This is a genomic window from Arthrobacter sp. 9V, assembly GCF_902506065.1.
Lineage (GTDB): Bacteria > Actinomycetota > Actinomycetes > Actinomycetales > Micrococcaceae > Arthrobacter.
Map to the genome: position 1 here is coordinate 2,072,941 of NZ_LR732912.1, position 23,170 is coordinate 2,096,110.

Annotated in this window: 21 protein-coding genes and 1 tRNA gene; 4 read left to right on the forward strand and 18 right to left on the reverse strand. The window is 61.2% G+C overall.

Features of this window, described 5'->3' with window-relative positions; translation table 11 throughout:
* Positions 1-4: 4 nt before the first annotated feature.
* The 12 genes from BACI9J_RS09765 to BACI9J_RS09820 form a co-directional block, all read right to left on the reverse strand.
* A complete protein-coding gene (locus BACI9J_RS09765; RefSeq protein WP_159734199.1) occupies positions 5-1,357 on the reverse strand; it encodes an O-antigen ligase family protein in 1,353 nt (450 codons plus the stop codon).
* A complete protein-coding gene (locus BACI9J_RS09770) occupies positions 1,357-2,031 on the reverse strand; it encodes a hypothetical protein (RefSeq protein WP_159734200.1) in 675 nt (224 codons plus the stop codon). The genes BACI9J_RS09765 and BACI9J_RS09770 overlap by 1 nt, the downstream gene beginning before the upstream one ends.
* A 2-nt stretch (positions 2,032-2,033) precedes the next feature.
* Positions 2,034-2,726: a hypothetical protein gene (locus BACI9J_RS09775; protein WP_159734201.1), complete on the reverse strand. Its 693-nt coding sequence runs from the start codon at positions 2,724-2,726 to the stop codon at positions 2,034-2,036.
* On the reverse strand, positions 2,726-3,895 hold the full coding sequence (locus BACI9J_RS09780) for a glycosyltransferase (protein WP_159734202.1): 1,170 nt from the start codon (positions 3,893-3,895) through the stop codon (positions 2,726-2,728). Before BACI9J_RS09780 ends, BACI9J_RS09775 begins: the two co-directional genes overlap by 1 nt.
* Positions 3,892-5,166 carry a glycosyltransferase family 4 protein gene (locus tag BACI9J_RS09785; protein ID WP_159734203.1) on the reverse strand — a complete coding sequence of 425 codons (1,275 nt, stop codon included), beginning with the start codon at positions 5,164-5,166 and terminating at the stop codon, positions 3,892-3,894. Before BACI9J_RS09785 ends, BACI9J_RS09780 begins: the two co-directional genes overlap by 4 nt.
* Entirely contained in the window at positions 5,163-6,629 is a 1,467-nt protein-coding gene (locus BACI9J_RS09790; protein WP_159734204.1) for an oligosaccharide flippase family protein, read from the reverse strand. The genes BACI9J_RS09785 and BACI9J_RS09790 overlap by 4 nt, the downstream gene beginning before the upstream one ends.
* Positions 6,626-7,288 (reverse strand): acetyltransferase, encoded by a 663-nt coding sequence (locus BACI9J_RS09795; protein WP_159734205.1) that lies wholly within the window; start codon positions 7,286-7,288, stop codon positions 6,626-6,628. Before BACI9J_RS09795 ends, BACI9J_RS09790 begins: the two co-directional genes overlap by 4 nt.
* Complete coding sequence (locus BACI9J_RS09800) at positions 7,285-8,448, reverse strand: DegT/DnrJ/EryC1/StrS family aminotransferase (protein WP_159734206.1); 1,164 nt, start codon at positions 8,446-8,448, stop codon at positions 7,285-7,287. Before BACI9J_RS09800 ends, BACI9J_RS09795 begins: the two co-directional genes overlap by 4 nt.
* Complete coding sequence (locus tag BACI9J_RS09805) at positions 8,445-9,464, reverse strand: NAD-dependent epimerase/dehydratase family protein (RefSeq protein ID WP_159734207.1); 1,020 nt, start codon at positions 9,462-9,464, stop codon at positions 8,445-8,447. Before BACI9J_RS09805 ends, BACI9J_RS09800 begins: the two co-directional genes overlap by 4 nt.
* Entirely contained in the window at positions 9,461-10,570 is a 1,110-nt protein-coding gene (locus BACI9J_RS09810; protein ID WP_159734208.1) for a Gfo/Idh/MocA family protein, read from the reverse strand. The genes BACI9J_RS09805 and BACI9J_RS09810 overlap by 4 nt, the downstream gene beginning before the upstream one ends.
* Positions 10,571-10,641: 71 nt before the next feature.
* Entirely contained in the window at positions 10,642-12,321 is a 1,680-nt protein-coding gene (locus BACI9J_RS09815; protein WP_159734209.1) for a sugar transferase, read from the reverse strand.
* 267 nt (positions 12,322-12,588) lie between these two features.
* Positions 12,589-12,846, reverse strand: a complete 258-nt coding sequence (locus BACI9J_RS09820; protein ID WP_159734210.1) for a hypothetical protein — start codon at positions 12,844-12,846, stop codon at positions 12,589-12,591.
* A gap of 39 nt (positions 12,847-12,885) precedes the next feature.
* Between BACI9J_RS09820 and BACI9J_RS09825 the strand changes: the two genes are divergently transcribed.
* Positions 12,886-13,119 (forward strand): DUF5703 family protein, encoded by a 234-nt coding sequence (locus tag BACI9J_RS09825; RefSeq protein ID WP_017200923.1) that lies wholly within the window; start codon positions 12,886-12,888, stop codon positions 13,117-13,119.
* Between the two features lie 32 nt (positions 13,120-13,151).
* Here the strand turns inward: BACI9J_RS09825 and BACI9J_RS09830 are convergent, their stop codons facing one another.
* The gene (locus BACI9J_RS09830; RefSeq protein ID WP_159734211.1) at positions 13,152-14,312 is read right to left on the reverse strand and encodes an acyl-CoA dehydrogenase family protein; all 1,161 of its coding nucleotides are present in this window, start codon (positions 14,310-14,312) and stop codon (positions 13,152-13,154) included.
* Positions 14,313-14,327: 15 nt separating this feature from the next.
* Positions 14,328-15,632, reverse strand: a complete 1,305-nt coding sequence (locus BACI9J_RS09835; RefSeq protein WP_159734212.1) for a M20/M25/M40 family metallo-hydrolase — start codon at positions 15,630-15,632, stop codon at positions 14,328-14,330.
* A gap of 268 nt (positions 15,633-15,900) precedes the next feature.
* Here BACI9J_RS09835 and BACI9J_RS09840 point away from each other — a divergent pair.
* Positions 15,901-15,986, forward strand: a tRNA-Leu gene (locus BACI9J_RS09840).
* Between the two features lie 186 nt (positions 15,987-16,172).
* Here BACI9J_RS09840 and BACI9J_RS09845 read toward each other — a convergent pair.
* The 3 genes from BACI9J_RS09845 to BACI9J_RS09855 are packed head-to-tail and all read right to left on the reverse strand — an operon-like array spanning position 16,173 to position 19,811.
* Complete coding sequence (locus BACI9J_RS09845) at positions 16,173-17,099, reverse strand: MaoC family dehydratase (protein ID WP_159734213.1); 927 nt, start codon at positions 17,097-17,099, stop codon at positions 16,173-16,175.
* Positions 17,096-18,448, reverse strand: coding sequence for a 3-oxoacyl-ACP reductase (locus tag BACI9J_RS09850; RefSeq protein WP_159734214.1), 1,353 nt, complete (start codon positions 18,446-18,448; stop codon positions 17,096-17,098). Before BACI9J_RS09850 ends, BACI9J_RS09845 begins: the two co-directional genes overlap by 4 nt.
* Positions 18,449-18,458: 10 nt before the next feature.
* Positions 18,459-19,811, reverse strand: coding sequence for an acetyl-CoA C-acetyltransferase (locus BACI9J_RS09855; protein WP_159734215.1), 1,353 nt, complete (start codon positions 19,809-19,811; stop codon positions 18,459-18,461).
* Between the two features lie 151 nt (positions 19,812-19,962).
* Between BACI9J_RS09855 and BACI9J_RS09860 the strand changes: the two genes are divergently transcribed.
* Positions 19,963-20,598, forward strand: a complete 636-nt coding sequence (locus BACI9J_RS09860; RefSeq protein ID WP_159736419.1) for a TetR/AcrR family transcriptional regulator — start codon at positions 19,963-19,965, stop codon at positions 20,596-20,598.
* Between the two features lie 46 nt (positions 20,599-20,644).
* Complete coding sequence (locus BACI9J_RS09865) at positions 20,645-22,750, forward strand: acyl-CoA dehydrogenase family protein (protein ID WP_159734216.1); 2,106 nt, start codon at positions 20,645-20,647, stop codon at positions 22,748-22,750.
* 121 nt (positions 22,751-22,871) lie between these two features.
* On the opposite strand, the gene BACI9J_RS09870 is transcribed toward BACI9J_RS09865, so the two are convergent.
* Positions 22,872-23,062: transposase (locus BACI9J_RS09870; protein ID WP_442858639.1), on the reverse strand; the 191-nt coding region annotated here is incomplete at its 5' end.
* Between the last annotated feature and the right edge of the window lie 108 nt (positions 23,063-23,170).

The window sequence follows — 23,170 nt, forward strand, 5'->3', positions numbered from 1 at the left end:
GTTGCTACGTCGCTTCAGCGCCGCTTTGACGCGTTGGTTGCGTTTGATGGGTTTGTCGTGCCAGGCGCCACAGCGCTCCGGCGATTCCGAGCATGAAGAAGAAGAGGCTGGCCGCCATGGGGAAGGACAAGCCGTCGAAGAAGGCGAAAGTCACGGCAATCGCGGTGATTGAGGCGAGGACGGCCTGACTGACTTGGCGCATTTGATCATCCGTGGCCAGCCTGCGGGCACGCAAGGCACAAATGATGGCGCACAGAATCAGGGCTACGAAGGCCGTCAGTCCTACGAAGCCCAGTTCCACCAGAATGCCGAGGAATTGGTTGTCCACGATCACGTAGTCCGGTAGGAATGTTCCGAATCCGCGTCCTGCGATGGGGTTGTTCGCCAGCATGCCAAAAGCTGTGGTGTAGGCGCTTGTCCTGGAGTTGATGCTCGGGTCCGCGGTTCCAACGGTGAAAAGACCTCGAAGTGTGCCTAGCATCCCGGGAGTGAGCATGTACATTCCCGCGGCGAGAACGACCCCGAGCAGCATGGCCCTTAGCCGGACTTTTTTCGGCCAGGACGGAATGAGGGCAAGGACTGCGACGCCGAAGGCCATCAACGCCGACCTTGAGACGGACAGGACGGCAGCTGCAGAGATGGCGGCCACAGGAAGCCAACGCAGGAGCCTGCCTTTGGTGCGGTCTGTCATGGCTAGCGCAATGGCGATAGGGAGGGATGCGGCAAGCACCACTCCATACTCCAAGGGGTGGCTGGCCATGCCTGCCGCACGCACGAATCCTCCTCTGGATTGGACTCCTGTCAGCTCGGAAGCTGCGCTGAACCCCGGGATGCGGATCCACTCCACGAGCGATGAGCCCGTGACGAACTGCATCAAGCCCAGTGCTGCCGTTGCCGTCCCGGCAATGACGAGCCACCGGAGCACTTTGATCAGCGTTTGGCGGCTGGAGAGTCCGTCATTAATAAGCAGAAAAATTCCGGCCCAGCTGGCCAATCTGATGAGCCCGCTGTCTGCGGGGCTGGCTTCTGAATCAGGCACGCCGTGGAGCATCGCCAACGAATAGCTTGTTAAGGCCACGGCCAGGAAAATCGCCATGGCGATTCGGACTGCTTGGACCCCTGCGCGCGTTGGTGTTGTCCGTTGCAACTGATAGAGGAGCCACCAGGCAAATGCCAGAAGTCCGCACAGTGTGGTGGGGCGGCCAACGGATCCCAGCGCGGTGAGGGTCAGATTGGAGGGAAACAGGCACGTTGCGAATAAGTAGATGATGACAAACCATGAAACGTCCTTCCGTTCCGAGGTGTCCAAGTAGCTGACGCCGGGCGGTAAGTTCGTCTTTTCATTGCTTGGATGCATTACGACCCTCCTTGAAGAGTGGCGGTAAGGTTTTGCCTCCGGCGTGCCAAAATGCGATCAGCGTAGAGGGTAAGGAATGATGTGAGGGCCAAGGACAGGCCTGCCCACACCACGGCCCCTTTGATGCGGGTCACCGGCGTTCCTCCCCCGAAGATGACTTCCGCTTGTGACGGAGTTGTCTGTGTGGAAATGAGGTCCGCCTTGACGGATGCTTCGTTTTGTAGGCGAATCGTGGCGTCATTGATGTGGTCGAGTACTCCTGCAAGGACCTGGTTCACTCGTTCGGCGCTGGTGTCCACTACTTGGACCTTTAGCACCGGTTGGCTGAACGTTTTGTTCCATTGCCCGCCGTTGGCGGGAAGAGTCACGGAGAACCCTTTTTGAACACCGGCCCCGTAGAGGGTTCCACGGGTCAGGGCGAGATCTATCGATGGTGCTTCCTGATTGACGCGACGCCGGACAATGTCAGCGAATTCAGTTAACGTCATGGCGCTGCCACCGGAGATCCAATAAGCCGGTTCGCGTTCAGGGGCGAGGAAAGTAACGTCAGCTTCAGTCCAAAAGACAGGTTCTGAAGAGCGGATCGCACCAAGGGCAGCCATGCTCAGGGCCAGTCCGAGAGCCACCATATACCAACGGCGCAGCAGGATACCGAGGATGGTTGAGGCAGTCATGACTAGCTTGAACCCGACGACAACGGCATGGCGCGTCGACCTGGAGGAGCACTGTCCTCTTCCGGGCGTACATCGGTCCTTGAGGCTTCCTTGCGGCGGGCCCTGGTCATCAACAAGCCATCCAGCAGGACGGACAGGACCAGCGTCAGTGTTATCCCGCCGGCCGCGGAGATGAGAACCAGCTGTGTGCGGGCCTTTACTTCAGGGACGGCTTCCCGGTCCACCAGAAGGCTCATTGTGGTGATCCTTGCAGGCACTGCAACGTTGAGGGCTTCCTGCATGTCATTGAGCGAGCGGGGAGTTTCATCCATCACGGCCTTCAGGAGTGCCGTGGTCTCCTCGGGGTTGTCCGCAGTGGCCGTAATGACCAGGATCGCGCCGCTGGTGCCGCGGTCTGGTTCTGCCACGTAGGTTGCCGAACCATAGTTGGCCAGGAGCCGTTCCCTGACAGGCTGTGATGTGATTTTTCGGATCAGGATGTCAAGAGCTTCGCTCATTCCGCCCAGATAGAGATATGGGTTTCCCGCATCGCCGATGCTCTGACTCGATGGCATGAGGACGAGGCTGGCCTGCGACTTGTATTTTTCCGGGGCGGTGGTTTGGACGGCCAGGCACAGCAGTCCGGTAACAAGAATGCCGGCAACCACCACATACCACCGCCGGGCTACGCTCGCGAGAACGGTACGCAACTGCATTATGTGCTCCCAATGTGACGGGGAGCCTGATAGGACACCGGCTCCGTGGTTGGCTGCTGAGCTAGAAGGGAAAGCAGTCTTTCTGCCCTGACATCCCACGTGTGCTCCTGCACCGTGGTTTGGACGAGCCGCCGCTGGTGACCGGTCAGGTGGGTCGCCAGGTTCGATCGAACGAGCTCCACAAAGTCACGTGACGAAGTTGCTATGTTCACGAATTCCGAGCCGATCCACCGCGTAGCCGGCAGGTCAGTGGCAACAACGGGCAACCCGAAAGCGAGATATTCGAGCGTTTTGAGTGGAAAGCTTGACCGGTTGAATTCGGACGTTGTGTAAGGGGTTAGACCTACAGTGGCTGTGCCCAGCACTTTTGCGAGCTCGAGACGTGACACCTCGCCGAGCCATTGAACAGTGGGCCAGGACAGGAATTCGTCGAGCCGTTTCCTGGCGGACGGTGCACGTTCGGTTCTGGGGCCCAACACCATGACTGGAATCCCGGACCGCCCCAGTTCGCTGAGTGTGTCAAAGTCCAGGCGTTCATTGAGTTGACCGACCAACACAGCCACGGGTTGGCGGGCGCCTACGGCTTCGGCCAAAGCGGGCGCCCTGCAACCATTTGGAAGGAATTCCACTGTCCTGCCCGAGAAGGCAGAAATCTTTTGTGCCAGTCCGGGCGACACTGCCGTGACGAGGTCTGCGGCAGCGATGTTGGCGCGCAGGACCCGTTCAACATGAGCAGCGGACAAACCCATGAGCTCCGAGGAGGCAAGCCAGTCATCGGTCACATGCAGAAGCCGGGGTGCCGATAACCCGCGCGGGAACTGAACCAAGGGGGAAGCGTTGATAACCGCGGCAATGCGGTCGGTCACCCTTGTGGCTGTTGACTGAATGGACGAGCTGGCGATGACCTCGGTTGAACGCCGTATTAGTGGCCGGCTGAAGCCAGGTAAGGCAGGCAGACGCAACCTCTCAACCGAGTTGGTTACCCTCTCAGTTACTCCCCGAAGGCTGCCAAGGGCGTGACGACGAACCTCTGCGTTCCTGGCTACGGAGATTGGCTGATCCACCCAGATGACGTTCGCCCGGTTACTCAACGCCTCCGCCAGAAATCTATCCGTTCCGGGAACTCCATCCCATTGCCCACCAGAGATGTACATGATGGTGCCGCTCATGCCCGCACCTCCGAGGATCTGGTGGACGCCGTGGCCGCCATCGCTACAGGACGGGAATTGAAATCGTCCATCGGCAGCCTTTTCAGAATGCGTTGGTAACGTCGTTTTCCGACATAACCGGCATACCTTGCCGCTGCGGCCAGTTCCGAGCCCAGAATCGAGGCCGGAGCAGGGCGGGAAGCGGCAAAATCCTGATAAAGGCGAAGCTGACGTGGGGCGGCGGATTCAAGGGAGAACCTCTCCTCGACGACTTTTCGGCCGTAAACGCCCAAGGTGTTACGCAATTGCTCATCATCCATGAGCCCTCGCAGGATAACGCCCAACGCTTCATGTCCCTGGCCTGCTGTACCCGGACCGGATCCGTACCATCCTTGCCACAGAAACGTAGGCAGGGAACGGGGCGTCAGCAGCTCCCAGAAACCACGCTCACCCTGCACCACAAGCGGCTTTCCGAAGGAGAGCCCACGAAGCGCTGAACCTCCCATGCCCAGCACCACATCTGCAGCAGCGTAGGCGGGTCGGGGATCAGACAATTCACCTGTCAGCGTTACCGTCTCCCGTCCAGTCGCCGCGTTGACAAGCGCAGCCCGGGCACCCACCTCGTCCCTGGCCGGGCCCGTTCCCGCAATGATCAGCCGCACGGGCCGCTCAGCCGACATCAATCCCACTGTGTCCATGGCGCTCATGATCCCCTCCAGCTTCAGCTCGTACGCCAGACGGGTAACGCACACAACGTTCAGGACACGGTCGGTCAGGCCGACGGCCCGTGTGAACGCGTCCAGGCCCGGCGTCGTGGAAACCTGGTTGGCTTCCGTATCCACCGGCGGTTCCATCACGTGCACAGTCCCCCTGCCGCGTGAAACCTCCCACTGATGGATTTGCCCGGTCCCCACCATGAGGGGCATGGACTTGGGGATGAAGGGAGCCACAGCCATTGACATGACAGTGGCCACGGCCGTAGAGCCAGGGACCAGTTTCGAAGCGGCAAGGCACTCCAGCGCCGGCGGCCACTCATACCCGTGGAGAATGTCCACCCTGCGCTCGCGGACCGTACGTACCAAGGCACTGATCACAGCGGGCGAGGGTCGCTTACCCGGAATCGGTGCGGGAACGAACTCCATGCCCCGGGAAACGGCCACGTCCGCCAACGGACCCGGCTGCCCAAACAACACCACCTCATGACCCAGGCTTTGGGTCGCGGCACCCAGCTCGATCGCATTGAGCTGGCTGCCGCCCATACGGAGGTCGTGCGGATAAACAAGGATCCTCATGACGGTGACACGTCCCGTCCACGGCCCCAGCGCCTGACGTCCCGCAGGTCTTGACGTCGAACAACCATCAGCAATGCCATCGCAATAATGCCAACGCCCGTAGACGCGAGGACGGCTCCGAGCGGAAAATCGATGGCATCCGTCAGCGCAAAACAGCCCGCCGTCGTCAGGGCAGCCAACGCAAATGGAAACCAAAGCCGCTTCCCCACAGCCACCAGCGATACGTTCGCCCGTCGCAATGCCCTGAGGTAGAGAGGCGAGGTGACCAGCAAGGCTACCAGCACCGGCGCTGCAGCAAGTCCAGGCATCCCTGCGAGCGCACCACCGCCCAGCAAGGCCGGAACCAGGGCGAACAGTGCAATTACCTGCACATTCAATATGGACAGCGATGATCCCAGAACCACCAAATAGTCGTAGAGCAGTTCATGGAGGATACGGAACACTGTCAGCGGGGCCAACCACATCAGGGCCGTTCCCGCCGGGGCCCAAGCTTCCCCATAGACCACCCTGACAAGAGGCATGGCGCATCCGATCATGACCGCCGATACCGGCAATACCACCACCGACAACGCGCCGATCATGGCCAGCAAAGCTTCCCTCATGTCCTCGGGCCGGTCCTGCAGCCGGGCAAACGTTGCCGGCGCCACGCTACGCAGGGGTTGGGACAGCAGGCTTGAGGGCCACCCCGCCATATTGAAGGCCATTACATAGAACCCCAGAACTACCGGACCAAACAGCCGTCCCGCAATGAGCTGGTCAACGTAGCCCACCGCAAAGACCACCGCACTTGCGCCGGCCAGGGGAAGGCCGAACACCAGGAGCTGCCTGGCGGACTGCGGTGAGAATCCGAAACGGTAAGGCAGAGGTGAGTAGATGAGGAACAGAACACCAGCCACCAAACTGGCCAATACGCGGCCAATGGCCAAGCTCATGGCGCCCATTCCCGCGATCACCATTAGCAAGGAGACGCCAGCCCCCACCCATACATTCACCTGGTCAATAACCATGCGCTGGCCTTGCCGGAAATTGCGTTGCAAAAGGGCCGCAGGGGTAGCCACCAGTCCATTGAGCACAATGCAGAAAGCCAGGACCCTGACCACATCGGTTGCTGCTTCGTTGCCCATGGCGGAAGTGAAGTAGGGCGCAGCCACATAGGAGGCGCCAAACAGCAGGAGGCTGCACGTCACTGAAATAGTAGTCACGGTGGCAGCCACTGATTTCGGATCACCCGGCCAACGAACGATCGCCAGGCTGACGCCCAGCTCGTTGAAGCTCAAGACCGCAACCAGGGCAACAAACGCAACGGCGTACGTTCCGAATTCCTCGGGTCCAAGCAAACGTGCGAGCGCTATTCCAATGCCGATTGTCCCGATCCTGGTGATGAACGCATTGACCACGCTGATCACAAAGGCTCTGTTGGGCGTCGGCGTACGCCGTGAAGCGACCGGGTTCCGAAGTGTCACTGGACACCCTCCAACTCCGGCGTGTTTCCCCGGCGGATCACCTTTGCCGGCACGCCGGCCCAGGTTTCATCATCAGGAACATCGGCAAGGACCGCGGCCCCCATGCCTATGGTTGCTTTCGCACCAATGCTCAGGCGCTCGCGGACACTGGCATTCATTCCAAGGTATGCGGCCCTGCCTACGTGGACATTGCCTCCGAGGGACACCCCGGAGGCAAACGTGGCGTAGTCGCCGATCAGGTCATCGTGGGTGAAGGTGACCCCTGGCATGGCCACAACGTGCTCGCCTATGGTCACGGACGCAGTGATGCTCACATGGGCGAGGATGATGCTTCCCCGGCCGATCACACATCCCTCGGGAACGTGCACGGACGGATCGATCGCTGTGGCGTAGCGGTTTTCGTCCAGCCCCAGGGCACGGAGCCTCATCACGACGCTTTCCCGGCCGCTCCCTGATCCAATGCAGATTAGCAGCAACGCATGGGGGTAGTTCATGGCCTCACGCACAGGACCCAGCACGTGGGCCCCGTCCACTACACGGCCGAGCTTGTCTTCGTCGTCGTCAAGGATCCCTACGACGTCGAACGGCCCGCTGCTGCGGACCATGGCAAGCACCTCCCGGGCGAGGCCGCTTGCAGCAATGAGGAGTAGTTCACTCATGGCTTTCCCGCCGCGCGGAGCACGGAGTCGATGACGCGGATTTGGTCGTGCAGCGCCAGTTCGTGGTAGAGCGGGAGGATGAGTGTGTGGTCAGACAACCATTCCGTGACGCCCAGCTCAGCGTTACCTGAGTCTGCACCGGCGTAGGCAGGCTGCCGGTGCGCGGCCATGATTCCGCGTCGGGCAGAAATGCCGTCCGAGGCCAAATGTGCCATGAGAGCTTCACGTCCCAGGGGGAATGCCGGACCCACTTCCAGCCAGCACGATTGGAAGTTGCTCGTGCCATACCCGGGATCGCCCACCAGCCGGAGTCCCTCTACCCCGGCAAAGGCACTCGCGTAGGCAGCAGCGAGTTCGCGCCGACGCCGGACAGCGGCTTCGAGGCGCCCGAGTTGGACGATTCCGACGGCGGCCTGAAGATCGGTCATGCGGTAGTTGAACCCGATTTCGAGGTACTCCTCCGAGGGGGCGAGCAGGCTGGCATGCCGGTCAGCGGCAGAAACGCTCATGGCGTGTTCGCGGAGTCGCCGTGCCCTGTCACCGAAGTCCTGCCGCGAAGTGGTGAGCATGCCGCCCTCTCCTGTGGTGAGGATCTTGCGCGGGTGGAAGGACCAAGCTGCCACCTCCGCGTTGGCACCCACCGGTAGTCCGCGGTACCGGGAGCCGATTGCGCACGCCGCATCCTCCACCACCATGATCCCGAGGGGATCACAAAGGGCCCGGATGGGTTCCAAATCAACAGGGACACCACCTTGGTCAACGGCGATGACCGCCCGCGTAGCGGGAGTCACGGCGGCCTTGATGGTTGCCGCCGTGACGCAGCCTGTATGAAGATCGACGTCGGCGAAAACGGGCCGCGCGCCCACGTAAGTAGCGGCATTTGCGGTAGCGATAAACGAGAAGGAGGGCACCACGACGTCGTCGCCGGTTTCGACGCCGGCAACAATGAGGGCCAAATGCAGTGCCGAGGTACAGCTCGAGGTTGCAACGGCGAACGCTGCATTTTGACCTGCCGCGAAGGCGTCCTCGAATTCGCGTACCTTGGGCCCCTGGGCTACCCATCCGGAGGCGATGACCTCAGCGAGCGCTTGTGCCTCTTCTTCACCGAGCCAGGGCTTCATGACATCGATGCGGCCCACTTGGGTTTCGGAGATGGTCATCGCGCACCAACTGCCGGTACAGACGGGCGGCCTACCGAGCGGGTTGCGGCAATTTCTTCCCGCAGCGGACGCCACCAGGAGACGAGTGTACGCAACCCTTCTTCCAGATCTACGGCGGCCTCGAAGCCCAGGTCTTTCCTGGCTGCCGTGACGTCGGCAAGGCGTCTGGCAACACCGTTGACGGCGCGCTCGGGACCGTGTTCCAGATGAAGTGGTGAGTCCATGACCTTGAGCAGGGTTTGTGCCAGTTCAGCGAGGCTGGTTTCGGTTCCGCTGGCCACGTTATAGACGCCTTCGCGGACATTGCTGACTGCAGCCAGCACATTGGCCCTTGCGACGTCCGCGGTGTGGATGAAGTCCATGGTTTGCTGTCCGCTGCCGAAAATCAGCGGAGGCTTGCCATCGACTATTCGCTCCATCCAACGGACCAGGACTTCGGTGTACAGGCCGTGGACGTCCATGCGGGGACCGTAAACGTTGAAGTACCTCAGCAGCACATAGTCCAGGCCTGACATGGCGCGGAAGCTCCTGGCCATGCCTTCGTTAAAGGACTTAGCCGCGCCGTAGAAGGTGTCGTTGTTGTGATGGTGGTGGCTTTCCTTGGTGGGAAATTCTTCAGCCATTCCGTAAACGGAGGCGCTTGATGCTGAGATGAGCTTGTCAACCTTGTGCGCCGCGGCAGCCTCGTAGACGTTGAAGGTCCCATCCACCAGCACTTCAAGGGCCAGCCGTGGCTCTTCCGCGCATTGGGTAATGCGGATGGCCGCCTGATGGAAGAGCAGATCCTTGCCGCGGGTGAGGTCGTGGACGAGGTCGCGGTCGCGCAAATCGCCTTCAACCAGCAGCACCCTGTCAGTGGAAAGTGCGTCGTCAAGGTTCGCGCGTCGGCCCCTGACGAGGTTGTCCAGGACGTCTATGTGCGCCGCACCGGCGTCGATCAGCTGGTCAACCAGCGTTGAGCCTATGGTGCCGGCACCGCCGGTAACCAGGATGCGTGCCCCTGAAAGCTTTTTCACCGTGCAACCTGAAGGGAGACTTCATTCCCGGCCACTATGGTTGATTGTCCGTCGGTACCCAAGCTTCGCGTGACGGCTTCGAGGACGGACAATACGCGGAGCCCGGATTCGCCGCTTGTGCGTGGCGTTGTCCGGTTGCGGATGGAGGAAGCAAGTTCGCTCACTACTTGGCCAAGCGGCTCCCGTTCCTGCAGGGCCGGGGACCAGGTGTCCCCCAGCCGGTAAGAAATGGCTGAAGTACGCTTGTCCGCGGCAGACCTGGGCTGATGTTCCAGGCTGACACCACGGTCGTACACGCTCAGGCGCTGCTGGGGATTGAGGTCGTCCCACACCAAGGTCCTCTTTGACCCGCCGATGATCATTTGGCGGATTTTGGTGGGGCTGAGCCAATTCACGTGAATGTGGACCATGGCATCGTTGGGCAGACCGAAGGTGAGGTGTCCCACGCAGTCCCTGCCGGTTCCCAGGGGATCTGCGCCGTGGGCCGAAATTTCCGTAGGGTGCAGGCCCCCGGGCAGGACGAAGTCCAAAATGGACAGATCGTGCGGGGCCAGGTCCCAGAAAACGTTGACATCCGGTTGGACCAGGCCAAGGTTGATGCGGACGGAGTCCACATACAGGATCTCACCCAGCGCGCCGCTGGCCACCAATTCCTGGATCTTGAGGACCGCCGGCGTGAAGCAGTACGTATGGTCTGCCATGAGGACCAGACCCCTGGCCTTCGCTTCTTCCACCATCTCCAAGCCCTTGGCGCGGCTATCAGCCAGCGGTTTCTCCACCAAGACATGTTTGCCTGCGCGCAGGGCCGTCATCACCACCCCATGGTGGGTATGTGCCGGCGTCGCTACAGCTACCGCATCGAGGTTGTAGCCATCCAACAGCTCATCCAGGGATTCGACCACGGCCACCCCGCCTACGCTCTCTGCGAGCTTCATACCTCGCTCGACGTCGAGGTCGCAGATGGCTACCAGGTCCCAGTCCGGGCTGGCTTTGAGGTTCCTGGCGAGGTTGGGGCCCCAATATCCGGCTCCCACCACAGCGATGCGAAGCCTGGGCACTGGTCCGTGGCCGTTCAGTTGTCCTGATGGAATGGTTCGTATGGTCATTTCCCACTCTGCTTCTGTGTTGACAGTCCGATTCGTTTGGTGTTGTTCGACTCCTGGCCAGTAGCCCTTGGCTAGTAGGCTCCGTTCGGTTGGATCATTGCCCTGAAAGTTCGCCACATGATCATGAGATCTCCCGCTATGGACCAGTTCTCCACGTAGTAGAGGTCCAGTCGCACGGCCTCATCCCATGGCAGGTCGGACCGCCCGTTGATCTGCCACAGGCCGGTGATGCCGGGTTTGATGAGCAGCCGGCGGTGCGTATGACGTTCGTATCCGCTGACTTCCCTGGCCAGTGGCGGCCGCGGCCCCACCAGGCTCATGTTGCCCACCAGGACATTCCAGAACTGGGGCAATTCATCCAGCGAGTATTTACGCATCCATCGTCCGCACCGTGTGACCCGTGGATCCCCGCGGATCTTGAACAGGACGCCCGCTCCCTCATCCTGGGTGTTGAGCTCCTCCAGTCGGGATTCTGCATCCACAACCATGGAACGGAACTTCAGCATGCGGAACGTGGTGCCCCTCCTGCCAACCCGTTCCTGGCGGAAAAGAACGGGTCCGGGGCTGTCCCGGTGAACTATGCCGGCGAGGAGCAGCAAGATCGGTGACAGGAGCAGCAATGCCGAGGCCGAGACCGTGATGTCCATCAACCGCTTCAGCGTGTGCTTACCCCCGGAATAGTGGGGAATGTCCACGTGCATCAAAGGAAGGCCCTCCACCGGCCGCCAGTGGATGCGCGGGCCGGCAACGTTGGTCAGGGCTGCGGCGAGGACAAGTTCGGCCGCATTCTCCTCGAGCCGCCATCCGAGCTCCTGGATGAACTGATTTCCGCCCGGCACGGGGCCAGCCACAATAACTGCATTGGCCCCTGTTTGACGGACAGTATCTGAAATGCCGTAGATCGATGACAGGACGGGGACGCGCAGGTGGTCCACCTTCAGGACCGCGCCACGCCGGGCGCCCGGGAGGCATGCTCCGAGGATGTCGTAGGCAGCACCGGACTTCCGGTTGATCTGTTTGATGACGTACCTGACATCTTGGGGTTCGCCTACAACAATGGCGCGGGAAAGGCAGCGGCCACGGGACTTTTCGTGGCTCAACCATCGGCGGAAACTCCATCTGCTGCCGGTGAGCGACACTAAGCCAAGCGGCAAGGAGACCAGAACGAACGAACTGACCGCGTCAAGCCGGAAAACCACGGCCACAATCCCCAGGAATCCAAAGACCCTGAAACTGGCTGAGAGGACGCGCTTGTACTCCTCCGGACCAACGCCAAGGACTTTGGGATCACGGGTGCGGTAGACCTCCAAAGACCCCAACCACAGGAGTCCTAGTATCAGTCCCATCGCCAGGTGGCGGGTGTACTCGGGGCTTTCGGCAGATAATGACAACCCGCGGGTGTTCAGGGCGAAGCCGGCGAATACAGAAGCAGCGACCAAGGCCGTGTCCGTCAGGCGAAGACTGTTGGTGAGTGACTGCGCCCAATCGGTGCGGCCTCGGCGGGTGGACGTGCTCCGTGGAGCTTCGCGGGTGACTGGCGGCACGAAGTCCAGGGTGACCTCGGACTTTGGTGCCGCCAGTCCCGCCTTTTCGGACAGTTGTGCAGCAACGGTCCTGTCAATCCAGGGAGACGCCGGCGGATTGACGTCGACGATGGCAGTTTTTGCGGGAAAGACTGAACGCACTGAAGCGTGGTCCGCGCCCTGGGGTGCAGCTACCTTGCCCGTACGCAACACTGGAACTTTCACCATGTCAGCCTTCTTTGCAGACCTGCCATTGCCTACTAATCAGTGAAGCGGCGGCGCTGTGGTGGCGCACCAGTAGTCGGTACTCAAGTTTGCGCAGGATTACCCATGACACCTACGTGCGAGTACCTAGCAGGCAACCACGGCACTACGTGCTTTGTTGCAGTCCTTGAAGGCTAAAACGGCAGAAATCACTGCCGGAAACGGCACCTTGGATCCCGCAAATGACACAAAAAAACCGGCCACCTCGAGGTGGCCGGTTCATCCGGGTAGTCAGTCCTCCACAATCTCCAGATCTTCGTCCAGGACGTCGTCGTCTTCATCATCCTCGTCATCAAAGACCTGCAGCGGAGTAACCTCGGAGTAGGCCTCGTAGAGGGCATCTTCATAAACCTCGAAGGCATCAGCGACGGCGAAAAAAGCCGCCTCCACGTTGGGGTCGCCTTCACCCCGCCGGGCCGATGCGGCAGCCAGATGTTCTTCCAGGGCGGCAGTCAATGATTGAAGCGCGACACGCGGATCGATGCTCATGACTTCACGTTAGCCGGAAAAAGACGAAAATGGAGAGGGATGAGAGAACAATTTCCGGGCAGCTCCGTTGAGCGCCAACGAGACTACGCACGTCAGTACGAATACCTCGTTCTGACGGTAGGACCTGACGACTCGCTGCCGGAAGCCCGGCGACGACTCGCCGAACACTCCGAGTACGGCAAGTGGGAACTCGAGCGCAGCGTGCTCTACCTGGGAGGCGGGCGACGCTTCTGGCTTCGCCGCAAAGTCTATTCAGTTCAACGAACCGTGTAACTCGGAGGCGCCACCCGGCCGGGTTGGTGCGGCTAGTCCTCCAGCTGGCCCAACCATGCATTCGCCACGGTGTTATGGGCGGACTCGTCGTTGGAAGGATGGAAGATTCCCGCCAGGACATCCCTGTACAACCGCTCCATCTCGGACCCGCGGAAGTAGCTGGATCCTCCTGTGACACGGATCGCCAAGTCCACTACGTAGCGTGCGTTTTCAGTGGCCCGCGACTTCAGTCCTACAAGTTTGGGGAACCATTGGGCTCCGTGGTCCACCAGGTTGTCCACGTCCCTGGCCAGGGATGAGATTTGCGGCGCGATCCCATCCATGGCCAGGGCAGCGTCGGCCACCTTCCAGCGGATATCCGGGTCCTGGGCATAGCTACGGCCACCGTGTTTCGCTGAAACCCTGCGCTTCACATTCGCCACCCCCAGGGTGAAGGCACGCTCGGCAACGCCGGTGTACACGGCGGCGAGCAACGTCTCGAAGCATGCGAAGATCGCGAAGAAGAGAAGGTCTTTTCCAGGTCCCACGGGCAATTTGCGGAAGATCCGCTCCGCCGGAATCACGGCCCCGTGGAGGAGAGTGGTGTTGGAGGCACTGGCCCGCATGCCCAGCGTGTCCCAGTCGCTTAGCGTTTCATGTCCCTGTTCATCACGCCGGAGGAAGCCAAAGACCAGCTCCCCTGCACCTTCCCGCGCCTCGGAATCCTTGCCGAAGGTTCCCAGGCGGGTCCAACCCCGGGAGAGGCTGGTGAAGATCTTCCGCCCGGTGAAACGGTAGCTCCCGTCAGGCAACGGCTCGGCAACAGTCCCGGAATCGAACAGCATGGAATCGTTGCCCGCTTCGGAAATGCCGAAAGCAAAGATCTCGCCCTGCCCCGCCTCCTTTAAGACGAACTCCAGCGATGCGTCACCGCGGGCGGCCATGACTTGCGCGACGCCGGTCCAGACCAAATGCATATTGACGGCCAACGCTGTGGCCGGTGCGGCCGTGGCGAGACGCTGCTGCAAGGAAGCCACCGCTTCGAGTCCCAGCCCGAAACCGCCGTCGGCCTCCGGCACAAACAGTTTCAGGTAACCGGCTGCGGCCAGCTCTTCAAGGTCTTCGTGGAAGAACTGGTTGTTGTGGTCGTAGCCGGCGGCGCGCCCGCGAAGCCGTTCAAGCAGTTCGTCGGGAAGGATTTCTTCGGGAGTCATGACGGAGGGCTCCTTCTAGTAATTGCTCAGCAACGTGTTCAGGACCCGGGCTCCAAACTGAAGGGATTCTGCCGGCACGCGCTCGTCAACGCCGTGGAACATTCCCGTGAAGTCCAGATCATCGGGCAGCATCAGGGGGGCGAAACCGTAACCGGTGATCCCGATCTTGCTCAGCGACTTATTGTCCGTGCCACCTGAGAGCGTGTACGGGAGGACTTTCGCGCCCGGGTCCTCGGAGTGAAGGGCATCGATCATGGAATCCACCAGGTTCCCGGCAAACGGTACTTCCAGGGAAACGTCCTTGTTGACGTAGTTGATCTCGATGCCGTCTCCGGCGAGTTCTTTGATGGTCTCGAACACCAGCTCTTGCTGGCCCGGAAGCGTGCGGCAGTCAACGAACGCCTCGGCCGACTCCGGAATCACGTTGTGCTTGTAGCCGGAGCGCAGGAACGTGGGGTTGGAGGTGTTCTGAAGGGTGGCACCAACAAACCGCGCCACTGTGCCAAGCTCCTTCAGAAGGATGTCCGGGTTGTCGGCATCAAACTCGACGCCGGTCAGTTCCGTGACGCCGTCCAGGAACTGCCGGGTAGTGGGAGTGAGCTCCACGGGCCACTTGTATTCTCCGATCCTGGTGACGGCCGCGGCCAAGCGGGTTACGGCATTGTCAGTATTGATCTGGGAGCCGTGGCCTGCCCGCCCATGGGCGAGCAAACGCAACCACGACAACCCCTTTTCCGCCGTTTGCAGAAGGTAGGTCCGCTGTCCTCCGATAGTGGCGGAGAAGCCACCCACTTCCGAGATCGCTTCGGTTGCGCCGTCGAAGAGTTCACGTCGGTGTTCGACGGCGTACCTGGCACCGTAAGTGCCGCCGGCCTCTTCATCGGCGAAGAAAGCGAAGATGATGTCGCGTTTGGGTTTGCGTCCCGTCCTGGCGAAGTTGCGCATAACGGAAAGGATCATGGCGTCCATGTCCTTCATGTCTACGGCACCGCGGCCCCAGACCAGGCCGTCCTTCAGCTCGCCGCTGAAGGGATCTACGCTCCATTGGTCCTTGAGGGCAGGAACCACGTCCAAGTGTCCGTGAACCACCAGGGCGTCGGCCGAGGGATCCTCGCCGGCCATGCGCGTCACCACGTTCGCTCGCCCCGGCGCGGACTCAAAAATCTCGGCTTCAAGGCCCACTTCGGTGATCAACCCGGCGGTGTACTCTGCTGCTGCACGCTCTCCCGGTCCGGTGTCGTCGCCAAAGTTGGAGGAGTCGATCCGGATGAGCTCCTGGCAGATCCGGACAACTTCGTCTTCAGGGCGGATGACAGACATGGAAACTCTCCTTGCGTGGCTGGGCTGCAGGTCCGGGTGACGAGGGCTGCGGTATGCGCGGCGTCTGACGTCCCTTGTTCCCTCAGCCTACCCACCAGCGGTTGCAGACGTCAGAATTGTGTGTCGTAGCGCCGGCCGGGCTGGTGCTGGATCTGCCCGGAGCGGTGCCGATTTTTCAGCGACCTGAAACCGTGTTAGAGTTTTTCTCGCTGCTTCGGAGGAAAGTGAAGCGCCGAAAGGCGCAAAACGGACTATCTGAACACCACCTGCGCGGGTGGCGGAATGGCAGACGCGCTAGCTTGAGGTGCTAGTCCTCGAAAGGGGGTGGGGGTTCAAGTCCCCCTCCGCGCACCATCGCAAGGCCTGGAATCCATGGATTTCGGGCCTTGTTTTGTTTGCCTGGCTTTTCTTGCTGTTCACATGGGCAGCTGTTTCTTGCGAGCTTCATCACAACTGTTTCTTCGGTTGTCCTTAACGAAAAATGGCGGCGTCCACCTGGTGGTGGCCGCCGCCATCTTACGTTTGGGTTGGTGTCGTGCTTCAGGCCAGGGCAGTAACGCTCCCGGTGAAGTGCCGCCTGCCGCTACGGGGGTTCCACGCAACATAGTCCGAGCGTTTCCAATTTCCGGACTCCGTCTGCAAAGTGGTGATGTCCAACGCAACGCGTGCCGGAAGAAAGACCGGTGCTTCAAAAGTGACATCCCAGGCAAACGAGTCCGCCTTGACGGCTCCTACGTCCGCCAGTGCCCGGGAGGCCAAGTACATGCCGTGGGCAATGGAGCCCCGCAAGCCAAGGGCCTTGGCCGAGAGGACACTCAAGTGAATCGGATTGAAGTCGCCGGAAACTGCGGCGTAATTCCTGCCTGTGTCCAAGTTCAGTTGCCATACCGCGGTGGGATTCGGAGGGACGAATTCGCTGGGCCCGGTGGCGCCATTGGGACTGCCCGGTTTGTCTATCCCTGGCAGGAAGACTCCCTTGGCCAAGTAAGTTGAGGTCCCGCGCCACAGCACTTCATCGATGGAACCGGCCCGGACTTCTGAGACCACATCCAACTGCGTTCCGGCTTTGTGCCCGGCGAGGTTCTCCGCCCAGGATCGGATGTCCAGATCTTGGGCGAACTGAATGGGCGCCAGCTGTTCAATCTTGTTTCTCAGATGGATCATGCCCAGAAGCGGCAGCGGAAAGTCATCACGGTTCATGACGCTCATGGACACGGGGAACGCCAAGGCATGCACGTAGCCGGCAGGCAAGGTATCGCTGGCCGTCTCCCCTACCAGATGCTGGTAGGCCGTAAGATTCCCGACGTCGGCCCGTACTCCCTTGACCTCGTGACTGACAGCAGGAAGCCGCTTCTTGCCCGTGGATGCTCCGAGGACCCGACGACGGGCTGCCGTTGCGGCTGCATTGACGTACAGCTTGGAGAGCGAGGGCAGTTCGTCCAGGACGACGGGCTGGGGATGGTTCATGCTCCCACCAGTTGTTGCCCGCAGACGCGCAGCACTTCTCCGGAGATGCCACCGGAGGCGTCGCTGGCCAGGAACGCGATGGCCTCGGCCACATCCTGGGGCTGGCCGCCCTGCTTGAGAGAGTTTAGCCTGCGCGCAGCCTCACGGATCGCGAACGGCATCCTGGCAGTCATCTCGGTCTCGATGAAGCCCGGGGCAACAGCGTTGATGGTCCCGCCAAAAGGTTCCAGCAAGGCTGCCGTGGACCTCACCATGCCTATGACACCACCCTTGGATGCGCCGTAGTTGGTTTGCCCCCTGTTTCCGGCGATTCCGCTGGTGGAAGCAACTGAGACGATGCGCGGCGAGTTCTTGAAATGCTCCGAGGCCAGAAGGGCTTCGTTGATTCTCAGTTGAGCGGCAATGTTGACGGAGATGACTGACCGCCAGCGGGCCTCATCCATGTTGGCAAGGAGCCGGTCGCGGGTGATTCCTGCGTTGTGAACCACGATGTCGAGCCGGCCGTGGCGTTCCACCGCGTGTTCAATGATGCGGTGTCCGGCGTCATCCCGGCTGATATCAAGCTGCAACGCCGTCCCCCGGACTTCATTGGCTACAGCTGCCAAGTGGTCACCGGCAGCCGGGATGTCCACAGCCACAATCTTTGCTCCGTCGCGGTGCAGGGTCCTGGCGATCGCTGCACCGATCCCACGGGCCGCGCCGGTAACAACTGCAACTTTCCCGGCCAAGGGCTTATCGGCGTCGTTGGGCAAGCTGCCTGACGTTGAACGGACGGTGAGGAACTGTCCGTCCACATAAGCGGATCGGCCGGAGAGGAAGAACCGCAGCGCACCCAGCGCCGAAGGACTGGTGGTTGCCAGATGTTCATCCAGGTGCTCGTCTAGGAGAATGCCGTTGGCTGTAGCGCCCGCCCGCAGTTCCTTGGCGAGGGAGCGTAACAAGCCGTCAATGCCCTGCCGTGCAGCAGCAGATGCCGGGTTCCCGGCTGACTGCGAAGTCCGGGAGATGGTGACTACACGTCCGTTGGGCGCCAGGTCCCGCAAGGAGGCGCCTGCCGTAAGGACGGGTTTGCCAAGGTCCTCCGGGTGCTGGACGGCGTCAAGGACCAGCACGATTGCCCCCAGTTTCTCTTTGGGCAACGCGTTCCGCCGGACGTCCAAGCCCCATCCAAGCAAAGTGGTAGCCAGATCATCTGCTCCGGCGCTGTCGCCACTGACCAGGACCGGGCCGGTAACCAGCGGCGCGCCGGGTTGGTAGCGGCGAAGCACCACCGGCTGAGGCAGACCGAGCCTTTTGGCTACGTCCTTCCCCAATCCATGGCTCACCAGCTGTGTGTACTTGTCAGTCATGTCGCTCCCCCTACGCTGCTTCCAGAATGGCTACGACACCCTGACCGCCGGCGGCGCACACCGAAATCAGGCCACGGGCAGGACGGCCATCGACGGTGCCCTTCTCATGCAGCATCTTCGCAAGTGAAGCTACGATCCTGCCACCCGTTGCGGCGAACGGGTGGCCGGCGGCCAAGGAGGATCCGTTGACGTTGAGTTTGGCACGGTCAACCTTTCCGAGCGCACCGTCCAGGCCCAGGCGGGTCCTGCCGAATTCTTCGTCCTCCCACGCAGCCAGGGTGCTCAGCACCGTTCCGGCAAAGGCCTCGTGGATCTCGAAGAAGTCGATGTCCTCGAATGTGAGCCCGTGGCGGGCCAGAAGGCGCGGAACCGCGAAGACCGGGGCCATAAGCAGGCCGTCCTTACCGTGAACAAAGTCGACGGCGGCTGCCTCGCCGTCCAGAACAGTAGCGAGCTTGGGCAGACCGTGGGCATCCGCCCATTCACCTGTTGCCAGCAAGACCGTGGATGCGCCGTCCGTCAGGGGTGTGGAGTTACCGGCGGTCATGGTTGCCTCGGAGCCCAGGTTCTTGCCGAAGACGGGCTTGAGGGTGGAGAGCTTCTCCAGCGTGGTGTCCGCGCGGAGGTTGGAGTCCCGGTTCAGGCCGCGGTACGGGGTGATGAGGTCATCAAAGAAACCCCGTTCATACGCTGCTGCCAGGTTGCGGTGGCTGTTGTACGCAAGTTCGTCCTGGGCTTCCCGGGAAATTTTCCATTGCGCAGTTGTGAGGGCCTGGTGCTCGCCCATGGACAGCCCGGTGCGGGGCTCTCCCGTATTGGGGGCATCGGGGGCCAGATCTTTGGGTCGAATCCGGCCGATGATCTTCAGTTTCTGTACGGTGGTCTTCGCCCGGTTCAGATCCAGCAGGATCTCGCGCAGTCCTTCGCTGACGGCGATCGGGGCGTCGGATGCAGAGTCCACCCCGCCGGCGATTCCTGATTCAATCTGCCCCAGCTTGATTTTGTTGGACAGCCCGAGGACGGTCTCCAAGCCGGTGGCACAGGCCTGCTGGAGGTCATAAGCCGGAGTTTCCGGCGACAACGCAGAGCCGAGGACGGCCTCCCGGGTGAGATTGAAGTCCCTTGAGTGCTTAAGCACTGCCCCGGCTGCTACTTCGCCAATACGTTCGTCCTGGAGTCCGAACCTGGCAATGAGCCCTTCCAGTGCGGCGGTCAACATGTCCTGATTGGAGGATTTAACATACGCGCCGCCGGTTCGGGCGAACGGGATGCGGTTGCCGCCCACAATAACTGCCGAGCGCGTTGCGCGGGGGGCGGTAGCCGGGTCCGAGGGGCCATTCGTAGTCACGTCTGCTGCAGCCATGCTTGTCTCCTTCGATCAATGCCAGTTACTGATACCCAGCGTACCTGATACGCTGGGTATCGTGAACAGTCGCCACGAAGAATCCGCCAGCACCGCAGGCTCTCCACAGTTTGCGGTTGAAGTCCCCGGTGCCCTCGCGGCCGGAGCCGTTATGGATGGACGTGCGGCCCGGTGGCAATCCCATCGTGAGGAGCGCCGGCGGGAACTCATCAAAACCGCCCGAAAGGCCGTCCATAGGCTTGGAAGCGACGCCTCCATGGAGGACATCGCCGGCGCCGCAGGTACCTCGAAGTCGGTCTTCTACCGCTACTTCGGGGACAAGGCAGGCCTTCAGCAAGCAATGGGCGAAGTAGTGCTGGGACAAATGCAGCGACGCATGCAGGAGGCCGCGCAGCTGGCCCAAACCCCCCGCGAAGGACTGTTCGCCATGGTCTCTGCTTATCTGCAGATGGCCGAATCCAGCCCCAACGTCTACGCGTTCATCACCCGCCTCACCCCCGGTGAAGCCTCAGCGCAGGACGCCATTGCCGCCTCCGGTGCGCTGGGACACTTTTTTGAGCAAATCACTGACATGATCGCCACGCCCATGCGGGAGTACTTGGGCGAAGAGAAGGAAGCGGTGATTGTGTACTGGCCCACCGCTGCCATCGGGCTGGTCAGGAACGCCGGGGAAATGTGGCTGGGGAGCCCGGCAGGCACTTCCAAGCCGGACCAGGAAACAATGGCCGCGCAGATCACGGACTGGCTGTGCCTCGGTATAGCCCCGGCACTCAAGGCATCCACGTGACACCAGCAATGACTCATCAGTTGTCGGAACCAAAGAAGGAAGCAACATGACTGAAGTAGTGGACCGGACCGCATCCGCCCAGCACCCCACGGGCAGTAAGGGCGCCGCTGCCACTGGCGCCGAACCCGTGGTGGATGTCGCCGCCCTGGGCGAGCAACTCCTCGGCAAATGGGCGCACATCCGCCATGAGGCCCGCAAAGTGGCGGGCAATCCGGTGGTGCAGAAGATTGAAGGCCTGCACCACACCGAACACCGCGCACGCGTATTCGAGCAGTTGAAGTTCCTGGTGGACAACAACACCGTCCATCGCGCCTTCCCTACCCGTCTGGGAGGTTCGGATGACCACGGCGGCAACATAGCCGGTTTTGAAGAGATCGTCACAGCTGATCCGTCCCTTCAGATCAAGGCCGGCGTCCAATGGGGTCTCTTCGGCTCTGCAGTGATGCATCTCGGCACCACGGAGCACCAGGACAAATGGCTCCCCGGGATCATGAGCCTCAAAATTCCCGGTTGCTTTGCCATGACCGAGACAGGCCACGGCTCGGATGTGGCCAGCATTGCCACGACTGCAACTTACGACGAAGCCAATCAGGAATTCGTCATCAATACCCCCTTCCGGGCGGCGTGGAAGGACTACATAGGCAACGCGGCAAATGATGGCCTGGCCGCTGTTGTGTTTGCCCAGCTGATCACCAAGAACGTCAATCACGGTGTCCACGCCTTTTATGTGGAACTCCGCGATCCTGCTACCAAGGAGTTCCTTGCGGGCATCGGGGGCGAAGATGACGGGATCAAGGGTGGACTAAACGGCATCGACAATGGCCGGCTGCACTTCACCGATGTACGCATCCCCCGTACCAACCTCTTGAACCGCTATGGCGACGTGGCTGTGGACGGCACGTATTCCTCCACCATCGCAAGCCCGGGACGCCGCTTCTTCACCATGCTTGGAACGCTGGTCCAGGGCCGTGTTTCCCTTGACGGCGCCGCAGTGGCTGCCAGCAAGCTGGCGCTCAAGACCGCCATCCAGTACGCCACTGAGCGTCGTCAGTTCAACGCCTCCTCGAGCACTGATGAGGAAGTCCTGCTGGACTACCAGCGTCACCAACGCCGCTTGTTCACCCGGCTGGCCACCACCTACGCTGCCAGCTTCGCGCACGAACAGCTTTTGCAGAAGTTCGATGACGTGTTCTCCGGCGCCCACGACACCGATGCTGACCGTCAGGACCTGGAAACGCTGGCCGCCGCCCTCAAGCCCCTCAGTACCTGGCATGCCCTGGACACTCTGCAGGAATGCCGCGAAGCGTGCGGCGGCGCAGGTTTCCTGATCGAGAACCGGTTTGCTTCCCTGCGAGCGGACCTGGATGTATATGTGACGTTTGAAGGAGACAACACCGTCCTTCTGCAGCTTGTTGCCAAGCGGCTCCTGGCGGACTACGCGAAGGAATTCCGGAGCGCTGACTTTGGCGTCCTTGCCCGCTATGTGGTGGATCAGGCAGCCGGTGTAGCTCTTCACAGGACGGGCCTGCGGCAGGTGGCCCAGTTCGTGGCCGATACCGGTTCGGTTCAGAAGGCGGCTTTGGCGTTGCGGGACGAGGAAGGTCAACGCACCCTCCTGGCCGACCGCGTTCAGTCGATGGTTGCCGAAGTAGGTGCTGCGTTGAAGGGGGCCAACAAGCTTCCCCAGCACCAAGCCGCCGCACTTTTCAACCAGCACCAACACGAACTCATCGAAGCAGCCCAAGCGCATGCCGAACTTCTGCAGTGGGAGGCCTTCACTGAAGCCCTCGCGCAGGTAACAGATGAGGGAACCAAACGAGTCCTGACGTGGCTGCGGGACTTGTTCGGCTTGTCGCTGATTGAGAAGCACCTCTCCTGGTACCTCATGAACGGAAGGTTGTCCATGCAGCGCGGCAGGACCGTTGGTACCTACATCAACCGCCTGCTGGTAAAAATCCGTCCGCACGCCGTGGATCTGGTTGACGCCTTCGGCTATGGCCCGGAGCATCTCCGTGCCTCCATTGCCACCGGCGCCGAAGCAACGCGTCAGGACGCCGCCCGCGAGCACTTCCGTGAACAGCGGGCCAGCGGCAGCGCACCCGCGGACGAGAAGACGCTTCTGGCACTCAAGGCCTCCAAGGCCGGCAAGTAGCACTCGGGTTTCTCCGCAGTTATGACCAGCGGCTAAAGCACCACCAAACCAGCGGTTAAAGCACGACGGCGCCGTCCGCGCCAAGGGGCGGTTTCTAGTGGTCGTTGCAACACTGCTGGTGTTATGTGGTCATTAGTAGATCACGCAGACGCTCGGCTGGGGTATCCCAGTCGAGCGTTTTGCGTGGGCGGCCGTTGAGTTCCTGGGCGACGTGCTCGAGGTCTTCGGGCCCGTATACGGAAAGGTCCGTGCCTTTTTCGAAGTATTGGCGTAGAAGTCCGTTGGTGTTCTCATTGGACCCTCGCTGCCAAGNAAGCCCTGAAGAAAGCCTCCCTCTGCTCAGGGGTAGATCTCGCAAACTTCCGGGACTCCGAGGAAACATCGCTTAAATGCGGCACGGTCGTTGCAACTCCCAAAAAT

Excerpts from the sequence above, each read along its gene's own strand:
- BACI9J_RS09775 (WP_159734201.1), bottom strand. The coding sequence starts at position 2,726 with ATGCAGTTGCGTACCGTTCTCGCGAGCGTAGCCCGGCGGTGGTATGTG.
- BACI9J_RS09800 (WP_159734206.1), bottom strand. The coding sequence starts at position 8,448 with ATGACCATCTCCGAAACCCAAGTGGGCCGCATCGATGTCATGAAGCCC.
- BACI9J_RS09820 (WP_159734210.1), bottom strand. The coding sequence starts at position 12,846 with ATGAGCATCGATCCGCGTGTCGCGCTTCAATCATTGACTGCCGCCCTG.
- BACI9J_RS09865 (WP_159734216.1), top strand. The coding sequence starts at position 20,645 with ATGACTGAAGTAGTGGACCGGACCGCATCCGCCCAGCACCCCACGGGC.
- BACI9J_RS09785 (WP_159734203.1), bottom strand. The coding sequence starts at position 5,166 with ATGAGGATCCTTGTTTATCCGCACGACCTCCGTATGGGCGGCAGCCAG.
- BACI9J_RS09825 (WP_017200923.1), top strand. The coding sequence starts at position 12,886 with ATGAGAGAACAATTTCCGGGCAGCTCCGTTGAGCGCCAACGAGACTAC.
- BACI9J_RS09815 (WP_159734209.1), bottom strand. The coding sequence starts at position 12,321 with ATGGTGAAAGTTCCAGTGTTGCGTACGGGCAAGGTAGCTGCACCCCAG.
- BACI9J_RS09780 (WP_159734202.1), bottom strand. The coding sequence starts at position 3,895 with ATGAGCGGCACCATCATGTACATCTCTGGTGGGCAATGGGATGGAGTT.
- BACI9J_RS09795 (WP_159734205.1), bottom strand. The coding sequence starts at position 7,288 with ATGAGTGAACTACTCCTCATTGCTGCAAGCGGCCTCGCCCGGGAGGTG.
- BACI9J_RS09810 (WP_159734208.1), bottom strand. The coding sequence starts at position 10,570 with ATGACCATACGAACCATTCCATCAGGACAACTGAACGGCCACGGACCA.
- BACI9J_RS09770 (WP_159734200.1), bottom strand. The coding sequence starts at position 2,031 with ATGACTGCCTCAACCATCCTCGGTATCCTGCTGCGCCGTTGGTATATG.
- BACI9J_RS09855 (WP_159734215.1), bottom strand. The coding sequence starts at position 19,811 with ATGGCTGCAGCAGACGTGACTACGAATGGCCCCTCGGACCCGGCTACC.
- BACI9J_RS09830 (WP_159734211.1), bottom strand. The coding sequence starts at position 14,312 with ATGACTCCCGAAGAAATCCTTCCCGACGAACTGCTTGAACGGCTTCGC.
- BACI9J_RS09860 (WP_159736419.1), top strand. The coding sequence starts at position 19,963 with ATGGATGGACGTGCGGCCCGGTGGCAATCCCATCGTGAGGAGCGCCGG.
- BACI9J_RS09850 (WP_159734214.1), bottom strand. The coding sequence starts at position 18,448 with ATGACTGACAAGTACACACAGCTGGTGAGCCATGGATTGGGGAAGGAC.
- BACI9J_RS09765 (WP_159734199.1), bottom strand. The coding sequence starts at position 1,357 with ATGCATCCAAGCAATGAAAAGACGAACTTACCGCCCGGCGTCAGCTAC.
- BACI9J_RS09845 (WP_159734213.1), bottom strand. The coding sequence starts at position 17,099 with ATGAACCATCCCCAGCCCGTCGTCCTGGACGAACTGCCCTCGCTCTCC.
- BACI9J_RS09835 (WP_159734212.1), bottom strand. The coding sequence starts at position 15,632 with ATGTCTGTCATCCGCCCTGAAGACGAAGTTGTCCGGATCTGCCAGGAG.